The organism is Ruegeria sp. HKCCD7628 (genome assembly GCF_057221005.1).
Map to the genome: position 1 here is coordinate 174954 of NZ_JBWVBA010000009.1, position 12329 is coordinate 187282.

Annotated in this window: 13 protein-coding genes and 1 tRNA gene; 5 read left to right on the forward strand and 9 right to left on the reverse strand. The window is 56.6% G+C overall.

Annotated features, from left to right (window positions below; genetic code table 11):
* Positions 1 to 5 precede the first annotated feature (5 nt).
* From AC2TAD_RS17650 to AC2TAD_RS17665, 4 genes are all read right to left on the reverse strand, one after another.
* On the reverse strand, positions 6 to 383 hold the full coding sequence (locus AC2TAD_RS17650; RefSeq protein WP_480869193.1) for a hypothetical protein: 378 nt from the start codon (positions 381 to 383) through the stop codon (positions 6 to 8).
* 78 nt (positions 384 to 461) lie between these two features.
* Positions 462 to 863: a DM13 domain-containing protein gene (locus tag AC2TAD_RS17655; RefSeq protein WP_480869195.1), complete on the reverse strand. Its 402-nt coding sequence runs from the start codon at positions 861 to 863 to the stop codon at positions 462 to 464.
* Between the two features lie 203 nt (positions 864 to 1066).
* Positions 1067 to 1192 (reverse strand): type B 50S ribosomal protein L36, encoded by a 126-nt coding sequence (gene ykgO / locus AC2TAD_RS17660; RefSeq protein ID WP_008755722.1) that lies wholly within the window; start codon positions 1190 to 1192, stop codon positions 1067 to 1069.
* Between the two features lie 91 nt (positions 1193 to 1283).
* A tRNA-Val gene (locus AC2TAD_RS17665) sits at positions 1284 to 1358 on the reverse strand.
* A 149-nt stretch (positions 1359 to 1507) separates the two neighbouring features.
* On the opposite strand from AC2TAD_RS17665, the gene AC2TAD_RS17670 reads away from it, so the two are divergent.
* Entirely contained in the window at positions 1508 to 2365 is an 858-nt protein-coding gene (locus AC2TAD_RS17670) for an N-formylglutamate amidohydrolase (RefSeq protein ID WP_353392869.1), read from the forward strand.
* A gap of 2 nt (positions 2366 to 2367) precedes the next feature.
* Here AC2TAD_RS17670 and AC2TAD_RS17675 read toward each other — a convergent pair whose 3' ends face one another.
* Positions 2368 to 3621, reverse strand: coding sequence for a DNA polymerase IV (locus AC2TAD_RS17675; protein ID WP_480869197.1), 1254 nt, complete (start codon positions 3619 to 3621; stop codon positions 2368 to 2370).
* A 348-nt stretch (positions 3622 to 3969) separates the two neighbouring features.
* On the reverse strand, positions 3970 to 4674 hold the full coding sequence (pyrF, locus tag AC2TAD_RS17680; RefSeq protein ID WP_480869199.1) for an orotidine-5'-phosphate decarboxylase: 705 nt from the start codon (positions 4672 to 4674) through the stop codon (positions 3970 to 3972).
* Between the two features lie 131 nt (positions 4675 to 4805).
* On the opposite strand from pyrF, the gene AC2TAD_RS17685 reads away from it, so the two are divergent.
* Both AC2TAD_RS17685 and clpB read left to right on the forward strand, forming a co-directional pair.
* Positions 4806 to 5138 (forward strand): hypothetical protein, encoded by a 333-nt coding sequence (locus AC2TAD_RS17685; RefSeq protein ID WP_480869201.1) that lies wholly within the window; start codon positions 4806 to 4808, stop codon positions 5136 to 5138.
* Between the two features lie 126 nt (positions 5139 to 5264).
* Complete coding sequence (clpB, locus tag AC2TAD_RS17690; RefSeq protein ID WP_480869203.1) at positions 5265 to 7883, forward strand: ATP-dependent chaperone ClpB; 2619 nt, start codon at positions 5265 to 5267, stop codon at positions 7881 to 7883.
* Between the two features lie 127 nt (positions 7884 to 8010).
* On the opposite strand, the gene AC2TAD_RS17695 is transcribed toward clpB, so the two are convergent.
* From AC2TAD_RS17695 to AC2TAD_RS17705, 3 genes are all read right to left on the reverse strand, one after another.
* A complete protein-coding gene (locus AC2TAD_RS17695; RefSeq protein ID WP_480869205.1) occupies positions 8011 to 8772 on the reverse strand; it encodes a hypothetical protein in 762 nt (253 codons plus the stop codon).
* Between the two features lie 131 nt (positions 8773 to 8903).
* Positions 8904 to 9719: a cyclase family protein gene (locus AC2TAD_RS17700; protein ID WP_353392880.1), complete on the reverse strand. Its 816-nt coding sequence runs from the start codon at positions 9717 to 9719 to the stop codon at positions 8904 to 8906.
* 287 nt (positions 9720 to 10006) lie between these two features.
* Positions 10007 to 10198: a hypothetical protein gene (locus AC2TAD_RS17705; RefSeq protein ID WP_170755276.1), complete on the reverse strand. Its 192-nt coding sequence runs from the start codon at positions 10196 to 10198 to the stop codon at positions 10007 to 10009.
* A 367-nt stretch (positions 10199 to 10565) separates the two neighbouring features.
* Here AC2TAD_RS17705 and msrP point away from each other — a divergent pair, with 367 nt between their 5' ends.
* Together msrP and msrQ are read left to right on the forward strand one after the other, a co-directional pair.
* Entirely contained in the window at positions 10566 to 11477 is a 912-nt protein-coding gene (msrP, locus tag AC2TAD_RS17710) for a protein-methionine-sulfoxide reductase catalytic subunit MsrP (protein ID WP_170755277.1), read from the forward strand.
* Positions 11478 to 11481: 4 nt separating this feature from the next.
* Positions 11482 to 12096 (forward strand): protein-methionine-sulfoxide reductase heme-binding subunit MsrQ, encoded by a 615-nt coding sequence (gene msrQ, locus AC2TAD_RS17715; RefSeq protein ID WP_480869208.1) that lies wholly within the window; start codon positions 11482 to 11484, stop codon positions 12094 to 12096.
* Positions 12097 to 12329 lie beyond the last annotated feature (233 nt).

A 12329-nucleotide genomic window follows, 5' to 3' on the forward strand; every position in this document is an offset into this window, starting at 1 on the left:
AGGCGTTAAGGGTGCCTACGTTGCAAAACAGCGGCCAGTATAATGGCCCATCCGAGTATGCCCTGCCCATGGGCGCTGAGGTTTTTCTGGTGCGAAAAAAACAGCATTTCAAAAGGGATGAGGGCGTCTTTGGGTGGCCAGATGACCCATTGCAGCGGCAAATCCGGAATGATCATGCGATAATACATGTAGTAAACCTGCGGCGAGGCCCACACAAACACCCAGAAAAGGATCAGCGCCCCCAAAAACCTTGCCCATATCGGAAAACGTCTCAGGCAGCGCCGTGCCAAAAGCACCATCATCAGAAACAGAGTAAGGCTGATGAAGACAAGCCCGGCCTGTCCCCAAGCGGACAGATCAAAAAAGGAATCCTGACTGTACATGTTCGCCCTCCGCAAAGCCGGGCAAAAAAGAAACCCGCCCACGCATGCAGGCGGATTTCAAACAGCGCAAGGCGAGAATTAGCTGAGTGGCGCGACGGCCAGAATCACAGTGAATTTCTCACAATAGATATACAGCTCGTTGTATTTGGAGACGTCGATGCCGGAAGGGATCTTGAATGAGGCTTCGCCCTTTTTCACGGTCAGTTTGTCGTGAATCTTGGAGCCCTTCGCGTATTTCTCGCCGTTGCCAAAGCCGATTTTGATATCTGGCGGGTTCTTGCTGGGGTCGAAGACATAATCGCTTTTGAGCGTGACGGTGTCGCCGGAAACGGAAACCGTCCCCTTCACCTTATAGCCGCTGCGGCCGGAAAGGCTGCCGGTGCGTTCCTTGCCTGCGGCAAATGCAGAAGGTGTTACCAGTGTCAGAGCGGCTGCGGAAGCAAGCCCCAGCTGTACGAATTGGCGGCGTTTGATTGTCATAGCGAATTCCCTATCTCATTCTGCGACTGCAGGATGCTGCGCAGACAAAGGGGGCGCTGCCAACTCACATCGCGTCAAGGGAATGTGAGTATCTGAAACATGCAAGCGACCAGCTAAGCGGGAAATCAACGCAACATGCGATTTGAAAACAAAAAAACCGCACCCAACCGGCGCGGTTTCCCTGAATTCGATTTGTGCAGTTCTTAGCCCTGGCGAGCTTTGAACTTGCGCTGCGTCTTGTTGATCACGTAGACGCGGCCTTTGCGACGCACAATCCGGCAATCACGGTGCCGGTTCTTGAGCGAGCGGAGCGAGTTCTTGACCTTCATGGGTCTGTCTCCAATCTGCGGCGCCTTCATCAAAGACGTGGCCAGCGCCTGGGTTAATCGGGTGTCCCGGAGCCCCGGAACAGTGAAATCATGGTGGGCGGTACAAGGATCGAACTTGTGACCCCTTCGATGTCAACGAAGTGCTCTACCGCTGAGCTAACCGCCCACTTTACCTTTGCGTGCCCTGCCCCATAACGAAATGGGGCGCGGAACCCCGCGCCGGTAGCGGGGTCTATAAAAGGAGTCGCAAAGGGGTTCAAGGGGTTTGGTATAACTATTTTCCGGTCTATGTTCAGACCGAACCAAGGAGCCACCATGCCGAACGCCGCCTATGTATTGGATATGCCTGCCAAGCGCACGTCTTGTGTGGTCTTTGCTTCTCCGCATAGCGGCCGGAACTACCCTCAGGAGCTGATGGAGCGGACAATTCTTAGCCGCGACGTGATTCGATCCTCTGAGGATGCGTTCGTGGATCAGTTGTTCGCACCCGCTTCGGATTTTGGAGCGCCGCTGATTTCTGCGACTAAGCCAAGGGCTTATCTGGATCTTAACCGCAGTGCCGAGGAGTTGGATCCGGCGCTTGTGGAAGGCGCGCGTCGGCAGGGGCACAATCCGCGCGTGTCCTCGGGGCTTGGTGTAATCCCTCGGGTGGTTGCGAATGGTCGCGCGATTTACCGCGGTAAGCTGACAATGGACGAGGCGCGGCTGCGCATCGATACCTGCTGGCGGCCATATCACACGCGACTCAAGGCATTGTTGGCCGAATCGCACAAGGCGTTCGGGCAGGCGATCCTTGTGGATTGCCATTCGATGCCGCACGAAGCTGTGGCCATGGCCGGCACCGCAAATTCACGCCCTCAGATTGTGTTAGGGGACCGGTTTGGCGCCGCAGCCTCTGGCGAAGTCGTGGACCGTATCGAAGCCGCGTTTGTGGCCGCTGGTCTGACAGTGGCGCGAAACGCACCGTTTGCTGGGGCGTATGTGACGCAGACCTATGGTCGACCCGCGCGCGATCAGCACGCGGTGCAGATCGAAATAGACCGTTCGCTTTACATGGACGAAACGCGGATTGAGCCAAACGGGAATTTCACCGCCTTTCGCGAGCTGTTGCGGCAGGTCATTGGCGAAATTACGTTGATCGGTGAAGAGCCTCTGCGCCTTGCGGCCGAATAAGATCAGCGCAAAGATCGCCCCTTCAAGATAGCATCATGTCCGAATCTGCGACGGATTTCATCCGTGGCGCGTTCGGCCTGCGACCGCTGTGCTGCGCCGGGGTCAAGCAAGTCGCCCGTGATATCGGCCTGATCCTCGGGGCACAAATCCGACAAACCGCATCCAAGCAAGCGATAGGGTCCCTGATCTCTGACCTGATCGAACAAACTGCGGGCCGTGCGGTAAATGCGGTCGGCAATCTGCGTCGCATCACGTAACGAGACACGGCGGGTGATAATCTTGTGATTGGCCTTCTTCAGCTTGAGGGTCACGACCCTGCCAGCCAGACTTTTGGCCTTGGCACGATCCGCCACCTTTTCGGACATGCGCCACAGATGACCATCAAGTATGTCAGGGCTGGCCGTGTCTTCGAAAAAGGTAGTTTCATTACTGATGGACTTCATCGGTTCATGGGCAGAGACGCGGCGCTTGTCCTGTCCTCGGGCCAGATGCCACAACCGATACCCCATCGCGCCGAATCTGGCTGTCAGGGCCTCCTGATCCCAGCGCAACAGGTCCGAAAACGTACGAATCCCTGCGCGCTCGAGCGATTCTTGTGCAGCTGGTCCGATGCCCCAGATCAGCCGGACGGGCTTGTCGTGCAGAAACGAAGCGGTCTCGGCCTCGCCGATTACGGAAAAGCCACGTGGTTTGTCGAGGTCGGATGCGACCTTGGCGAGGAACTTGTTATGTGAAAGCCCGATTGAACCAGTCACGCCCAGCTCATCCTTCATCCGTTTCACAAGGCGCGCCACCATCACTGCGGGTGGTGCACTGTGCAGTCGCTGGGTGCCGGACAGGTCCATGAAAGCCTCGTCCAATGACAAAGGTTCGACGACTGGGGTCAACTCGTCCATCATCGCTCGAATCTGACGCGAGACTTCCGCATAGACCGACATGCGGGGTTTGATGACCACAGCATCGGGGCAAAGTTGCAGGGCTTTGAACATGGGCATCGCTGAACGCACTCCGCGAATACGCGCCACATAGCAGGCCGTCGACACGACGCCGCGTTTCCCGCCGCCAATAATGACGGGTTTGTCGGCAAGTTCAGGGTTGTCGCGTTTCTCGACCGAAGCGTAGAACGCATCGCAGTCCATGTGCGCGATGGTCAGGTCAAACAGTTCAGGATGCGTCTTGATGCGCGGACTACCGCAGGCAGGGCAGCGGCGGTCGTCCGTCACAGTGGTTAGGCAGTCTCGGCACAGACCGGGCATGCGGTGTTCCCGTCTCTCATTCGATCAATTCGCGGGGTTTGAATATACCACCCAATTGGTCAAGAAAAACCCCGCCGCGTGGTTGTTTGATGCAAAAGAAGACCCCCCGCGCGTTGCGGGGGGAGGTGACGGACCTCAGGAAGAGACGGTCCGCGGGGAGTATCACGGGACCAGATTCGCTGAAAATCAGAGGTTTCGATAGGATCGAGTTCACACAAGGAAAACAGGCAGTTTTCATGTGTGTTTTCGGGCACAGGGACGATTTGGCGCGGTTTTCATTAAAAGTTACGTAAGGTCAACTGTTTGGCTGACAGAAACCGGCTTTTCCGCGGTTTCTGACGTCCGCGATTAGTGCCGTGTCAAGGAATTTAACTCGGCAAGAACCGCCTCGGCGGCGGCTTTCGGGTCGTCAGATTGATAGATTGGGCGGCCGACCACGATGTGATCCGCACCGTCACCGATCGCGGTCGCTGGGGTGGCGACGCGTTTTTGATCTCCAAGCGCAGCACCTGCCGGGCGCACACCTGGGGTCACAATCAGGCGACCTTCGGCCTGTGGTAAGGCCCGGATCAGCGCGGCCTCTTGCGGGCTGGCGATGACACCATCTGCCCCGGCCTCAAGCGCCTTTGCCGCGCGTTCGACGACCAGTTCCTGCACGTCGCCATCCTTCAACAGGCTGGCATCCAGATCATCGCGGTTAAGAGAGGTCAGGATGGTTACAGCGAGGATTTTCAGATCCTTGCCCGAGGCACCCTCTTTCGCGGCGCGCACTACATGGGGGTCGCCATGGACGGTCAGGAAATCCAGATCGAACTGCGCCAACCCACGTACCGCGTTTTCGACGGTGTTGCCGATGTCGAACAGTTTCATATCCAGAAAGATGCGCTTGCCGTGATCCTGTTTCAGCTCATTGGCCAGTGCCAGCCCGTGGCCTGTAAGCATGCCCAAACCAATCTTGTAGAAAGAGACGCTGTCGCCCAACCTTTCGGCCATGGCCAAACCCTGCAGGGCGTTGGGGACATCTAGGGCTACGATAAGGCGATCGTCGGACATGGGGGCGCTCCGTTTTTGGCAAACGTCTGCGTCCTAGCGGGTTTGCAAGGTTCTGTCCATGTTGGACGAGTAGGTGATTCAGGTCACGGCAGGATTTACCAGATGTGGTATAATGTGCGCGGATTGAAGGAATGGAATTCAAAGTGAAACAGTTTGCACCCGCCGTAATCATCTTATTGCTGACAGGATGTCAGGATATGCCATTGGAAACCGAGGCCGCTGACACGGTCGTAAGGACTCCCACAAACGACAACCTGCGGCTTTTGCGGGGCTATCGTTCGACCGATGATGATTGTCAGATCACAGGTGAGACTGCGTTTACAATTGATTTTCTGGATGATGCCGCTGATCTGGTATCTTGTCCAACAGGTGGTGAACCGGCGCAATCTCTGGTCCAGATGTATGGCGCGCGAGAAGTGGCTGAAACCGGGGGATACACTGTCTATTCGGTTCCGCGCAGGTAGGGCGGAAATAGCGTTTCGACCTCTTGAACCGGGACAGATATTTCCCAGATTGAATGTGAGGCCCAGATCCGAAGCGTGCCGCCAAGCGGGCGCATCGACACAGGGCGCTTGGAAAAGGAGAATAAAATGGACTTGAACAAGTTCACCGAGCGGGCACGGGGTTTCGTGCAAGCGGCGCAGACTATTGCGATGCGGGAAGAGCATCAGCGTCTGACGCCCGAACATTTGCTAAAAGCATTGATGGATGACGATCAGGGGCTGGCCAGCAACCTGATCACGCGGGCCGGTGGTGCGCCCAGCCGTGTCGTGAATGCGCTTGATGCCTCGATGGCGCGTATTCCAAAGGTCAAAGGCGACACAGGACAGGTCTATCTGGACGGCCAGACTGCCAAAGTTTTGGACGAGGCCGAGAAAATCGCGACCAAGGCAGGCGACAGCTTTGTCCCGGTCGAGCGCATTCTTATGGCGCTGTGCATGGTGAAATCGAAAGCCAAGGTGGCGTTGGAAGACGGTGCCGTCACCGCGCAGAAACTGAACGAGGCGATCAACGATATCCGTAAAGGGCGCACTGCCGACACCGCGTCGGCGGAAGAAGGCTATGACGCGCTCAAGAAATACGCGCGTGACCTGACCGAGGCGGCGGCTGAGGGCAAGATCGACCCGATCATTGGGCGGGATGAAGAAATCCGCCGCTCGATGCAGGTTCTGTCTCGACGGACCAAGAACAACCCTGTTCTGATCGGTGAGCCCGGTGTCGGTAAAACCGCGATTGCCGAGGGCATGGCCCTTCGCATCGTCAATGGCGACGTGCCGGAATCGCTGAAGGACAAAAAGTTGCTTGCGCTCGACATGGGCGCGCTGATTGCTGGTGCGAAATACCGTGGTGAGTTCGAAGAACGCCTTAAGGCCGTTCTGACCGAAGTGACCGAGGCCGCTGGTGAGATCATCCTGTTCATTGATGAAATGCACACGCTGGTTGGTGCCGGTAAATCCGACGGCGCAATGGATGCGGCCAACCTGATCAAGCCTGCGCTTGCCCGGGGTGAGCTGCATTGTATCGGCGCGACCACGTTGGATGAGTATCGTAAATACGTCGAAAAAGACGCGGCCCTCGCGCGTCGCTTCCAGCCTGTATTGGTGCAGGAGCCAACAGTCGAGGATACGATCAGCATCCTGCGCGGCATCAAGGAAAAGTATGAGCTGCACCATGGTGTGCGCATTTCCGACTCGGCGCTGGTCTCGGCCGCGACCCTGTCGCATCGCTATATCACCGATCGTTTCCTGCCCGACAAAGCCATCGACCTTGTCGATGAAGCCGCGTCGCGTCTGCGGATGGAGGTGGATTCGAAGCCCGAAGAACTCGACCAGTTGGATCGCCAGATCCTGCAGATGCAGATCGAGGAAGAGGCGCTTAAACTGGAAGACGACGCGGCCTCGAAGGATCGTCTGGAAACCCTGCAAAAGGACCTCGCCGATCTGCAGGAGCAATCCGCCGAGATGACCGCCCAATGGCAGGCCGAACGTGACAAGCTCGCGGGTGCTCGTGATCTGAAAGAACAGCTCGACAAGGCGCGCGCTGATCTGGAAATCGCCAAACGCGAAGGCAATCTGGCAAAGGCCGGTGAGCTGTCCTACGGCATCATCCCCGAGCTTGAGAAAAAGCTGACCGAGGCTGAAAACGCCGAAAGCAACGCCATGATGGCCGAGGAAACCGTGCGTCCGGAACAGATCGCATCCGTGGTCGAACGCTGGACGGGTATCCCGACAGCCAAGATGCTGGAAGGTGAGCGCGAGAAACTGCTGCGGATGGAAGACGATCTGCACTCCCGTGTGATCGGCCAGGATGCCGCCGTGACCGCCGTGTCCAACGCCGTGCGCCGCGCACGCGCGGGCCTGAACGATGAAAACCGCCCGCTGGGCTCGTTCTTGTTCCTCGGGCCCACCGGCGTAGGTAAAACCGAACTGACCAAAGCCGTAGCGAACTTCCTGTTCGACGACGACAATGCGATGGTGCGCATCGACATGTCCGAGTTCATGGAGAAACACGCGGTTGCGCGTCTGATTGGTGCCCCTCCGGGCTATGTTGGGTATGACGAAGGCGGTGTGCTGACCGAAGCCGTGCGGCGCAGACCCTATCAGGTCGTGCTATTTGACGAGGTCGAAAAGGCGCACCCGGATGTGTTCAACGTGTTGCTGCAGGTCCTCGATGATGGCGTGCTGACCGATGGTCAGGGCCGCACTGTTGATTTCAAGCAGACGTTGATCATCCTGACGTCAAACCTTGGGTCTCAGGCGCTCAGCCAACTGCCCGAAGGGGCCGACAGCGCGCAGGCACGGAGGGATGTGATGGATGCGGTCCGGGCACATTTCCGGCCGGAATTCCTGAACCGACTCGATGAAACGATCATCTTTGACAGGCTCAAGCGGGCCGATATGGATGGTATCGTCGATATCCAGATGGCACGTCTGCAAAAACGTCTGGCCGCTCGAAAGATCGAGCTGGTTCTGGACGAGGGCGCAAAACAGTGGCTGGCCGATGAAGGCTATGACCCGGTCTTTGGTGCCCGTCCGCTGAAACGTGTGATCCAACGCGCGTTGCAGAATCCGCTGGCCGAGGCATTGCTGGCCGGTGAGATCAAGGATGGTGAGACCGTCCCGGTTACTGCGGGCTCAGACGGCCTGATTATTGGCGACCGGTTGGGAACGTCGGATCGTCCAAGGCCGGATGATGCGGTCGTGCACTGAGCTTTAAGCCTTAAAAGACCTACCCATTCGGTAGGTCTTTTTCGTTTGCGAAAGCATGTGTTTTGTTGCCCAGATAAACGATCGTTTTCTTTCGCGCCCGAGCGCCAAAGCTGCCCACGCAATAAACCTACGGGCCTTTTCGGACAATCAGCCGTTTCGCACCACCTTGCGCCGCATCCACAAGTAAAGAAACCTGACCCAAGGTTTCCAGAAACGCAGAACCTTCGCGGAGTTTGCGGGTTCTCACGTCGAGAATGACGGCACCGTCGTCTTCGACCACGTCGCGAAAAAAACCTGCATAGGTCTGCGCGGGATAGTGGAAGCCGCACGAGATAAAGCTCATCGCCAGATCAACGGTGCCTATTGATGAGAGTTCGTCTGAACCGGGATTCAGGCAGGTGATGTCGCCGGCGCGGACGCCGTTTTCCATCAGGAACGATCGCGCGACAGACAGATTGGAATAGGCCGCGCCGGTTTCCGCGTATCCGAAATGCCGTTCTGTAGTGGTTTCTAAATCAATCAGGTTCAGGTGACACTTGTGGTCCTGCCACAAAAACAGATCGAACATAGCATAACCACAGCCGATATCTGCAATCGATGACGGAGCGAGGCTTTGTATCGTATCCCGAAGTTCCAGATACTCTAAATAGATAATTGCGGCAGCGCGGCGCGCCAGATCGGTTCCGTGATCCCGCACAAGCGATAGGGCGGGTTCGGGATTTCCGGCGGCCCAGGCGCGGTTAATCCTGCCGGAGCGGGGTTGGTCATGAATGATCTCTGACCTTTGCATGATCAGATTGACCAGATCGTTTTGGGAAAACGCGTCGAAGGATAGTCCGGACACTTCAGGCAGGGCAGTGGCCTTCATCATCCGCTCGGTCGTGATCATATCGTGGTTTCTACATGTCTGGGATTGGAATTGCAGTCCGGACTTTGTGGCAGGTTTATTCGATGTTCAAGACCCGCTCATTGGCGGTGCCGAAAAGGATCGGGCATTCGATCCTTTTCGACTGTTATCATTCAAACCATCGCGAAAATGCGCGCGGGTCCGCCTGTGCCGCCTTTGTGCTTTGGCGCTCCGATAACCAGCGTTGCTCCCGAAGCGGGGACGCGGTCCAACCCAGCGATGTTTTCGATCCCGAAACGGCCCGTCGGCAGCCACGCGTAGTGGGTGGCAAAGTCGGCCGACATTCCGTGATCCAGCGACAGGGTGTCTGAAGCCAACGACCGCGCGCCCGTTTCCTCGATCAGCATCTGAGCGGCTTCGACATGAAAGCCGGGGTAGTGCTGCGCCTGCCCGTCAAATCCGCGGTAGGCGTCACTGTCGACCTTGGCGGCCCAACCAGAGTATAGGGCAACGCAGGCGCCGTCCGGAATATCTCCGTGGGTTGCCATCCACGCCTTCAGATCGTCCGGGGTCAGTAGAGTATCGGCATCTTCGGCCGCCCGCGCAGCGATATCGACAACACAAAGCGGTGCCACGAGATCTGTAACCGGGATTTCGTCGACCGCTGCTCCATCCGCCGAGAAATGCAATGGCGCATCAATATGAGTTCCGGTGTGCTCGTTTACAGTCATGCGTTGCAGGTTGAAGCCGTGGTCGCCAAAATTGAACAGTTGTTCGGAAGCGTAGCCGGGCTCACCAAAATAGGTGGGAAAGTCAGGGCTGATCGTGTGGGTCATGTCCTCAACCTTGCCGTGCCCCGCGGCCATCGCCATTGGCGCTGCTGCACTGGTCGCCGCTACGGCCACGCCCGAGGCTGCGGCGGCTTTGAAGAAACTCCGCCTTGAAAGCATCCGGTCCTTGACCGCGTTCATCACACAGATGTCACACATTTGTCTTCTCCCTTTCGGCTGTCCCGGTTGTCGGGTTTCGAAGGATCCCTACAAGACCCTTTCGGAACAGACTGCATTTTGCGAGAAGCAGTTGTAAAGATAGCGTTCGGAGAGGGTGCAGTGTTTCGGGGAACGATGCTTCAACTCACCGTGATCGGTTCTGTGTGTTTTGGTTAGCGTTGCATCTAACGAACGACTGATTTCAAGGACCGCAAACGACAAGAGCCTGCCGAATGGCAGGCTCTTGAATACGTGAATGACCCAGAGGGGCCAAAGGATCGGAAACCTTAGGTGCCGGTCGGCAACGCATTCAGGTCTTGTGCGTTGCTCTGATCGAGATTGGTATCTTCACCGATTTCCTCGCAGGTCACGGGGAATGTCTCATTCGAGTCGCACCCAGAGATTGGGTAGGTCTCTTTTTCAGCGCATGCCGCGATGAACAGGGCCAGCGACAGGCCAGCTACCAGCTTCATTTTCATGTCTCGTCCTTTCCGATCATATCGTCGTATTTTTTGTGGCGCTATCTGCGTGATCAGCCTTGGGGTGATCTCAACTCCGTCCCTTCACGCCTTGGGAAAACTTAAGCGGCTGGGCTGCGGGTTGGCTAGCGCCAATATCAAGGGTGACGCTAGGTTCTGTTTGGTTAAATGTACATTTCGTATGAAAAAGCGGCTACTTTTAGCCGAAGTTTATGAATGATTAGACGTTTAGTATTGTATTGAGCCTTAGTTGCGCCGCCTGGTGGTTCGTTACAGTCTCGTCTCCCAATCGTGACGCATGTTGCCTTGGTCCTGTGCTAAGAGCGCACTAACTGACAATTAACAATGTACGATCACGGAGACAGAGATGGCGCGTCGCTGGACCAATGCACTGACACATGCGGATGTCACCCCAAGGGCGATGTTTATGAACCGGCGGCAGGTGATGGCTGGGCTTGCAGGTGCCGGGCTGGCGGGGATTGCGCAAAAGGGTTCCGCGGAAGAGTCTCCTGAGGGTTTGACGCCGAACACTTGGGAAGAGATCACGTCCTACAACAATTACTACGAGTTCGGCACCCGCAAGGATGATCCTGCGAAATACGCCCACACGCTGGTCACCGAACCCTGGAGCGTTCAGATTGATGGTCTGGTGGACCGCCCCGGTGAATACGACTTCAAAGACATAATGTCCGAGATGACAGTCGAAGAGCGAATCTATCGGTTCCGGTGTGTCGAGGCTTGGTCGATGGTTGTTCCCTGGAACGGGTTCGAACTGGCTGATCTGCTGAATATGGCCGGTGTTCAAGAAGGTGCCAAATATGTGGCGTTTGAGACTGCCTATCGTCCGGATGAGATGCCCGGCGTGCAATTCCCGGTCCTGGACTGGCCCTACCGTGAAGGTTTGCGACTGGACGAGGCAATGCATCCGCTGACGATCATGGCGACGGGAATCTATGATCGTCCGATCCCGAACCAGAACGGCGCCCCTTTGCGTTTGGTTGTTCCATGGAAGTACGGGTTCAAGTCGATCAAGTCGATCGTCCGGATTACCCTTACGGATGTTGAACCTCCGACAAGCTGGAACATGGCCAACCCGCGTGAATATGGATTCTATAGTAATGTGAACCCGAATGTGGATCACCCGCGTTGGTCTCAGGCGTCTGAGCGTACCATCGGGGGCGGGCTGTTCTCAAAACGTATCCCGACGTTGATGTTCAACGGCTACGAGGCCGAAGTCGCCGGTCTTTACGAAGGCATGGATCTGTCGGAATACTACTAAGCGCATGCAGACCGTGAACCAGATACTCCGCCGGGTGCCTGTTTGGGCCGTCTATCTGCTGGGCCTGATCCCGGCACCATGGCTGTTCTATCAGGGTCTGACCGGAGGATTGGGTATTGATCCAATCGAAGCGCTGGAACATCGCTATGGCGAGCTGGCGTTGCAGTTGTTGATTGCTGTGCTTGCGATATCTCCGTTGCGGCGGTTTGCGGGGCTGAACTTGATGAAGTTCCGGCGGGCTTTGGGGGTGCTGACCTTTGTCTATGTCAGTCTGCATCTGTTGGTATGGTTGGTTTTGGATGTGCAACTGCCAAGCCAGATCTGGGCCGACATCCTCAAACGTCCCTATATCACAGTGGGCATGGCCGGGTTCCTCCTGCTGCTGCCCTTGGCTGTGACATCAAACAATCTTTCGGTGCGCCGTTTGGGTCCACGCTGGCGCGTCTTGCAACGTCTGGTCTATCCAGCCGCGATTTTGGGTGGGCTACATTACGTGATGCTGGCGAAGGGGTTCCAGATCGAGCCATTGATCTATCTGAGCGTGATTCTGGGCCTTCTGGCCTTGCGTCTGCCACTGTCGAACCCGCTCAGCCGATTCCGACAGGTCGATTCCGCCTGAGTCTGTGGGTAAGCCTGTGCAAAACCCGGGTTACACGGTGAAACGGTGGCGTGGGGAGTTCGTTTTGGAGATGGATTTAGTGATAAGTGGCTGAAACTAATATTAAATTTTAAAATTCTGAGTTTTTTCGAATTTTTCAAATTTTCTGCTTGCGGCTTTGTGGGGTAGACCTTAGAACCCCCTTCACCGGCGCTGCTGAGGCGGTGCTGGGGCGCTGGAGACGGTGCTGACGG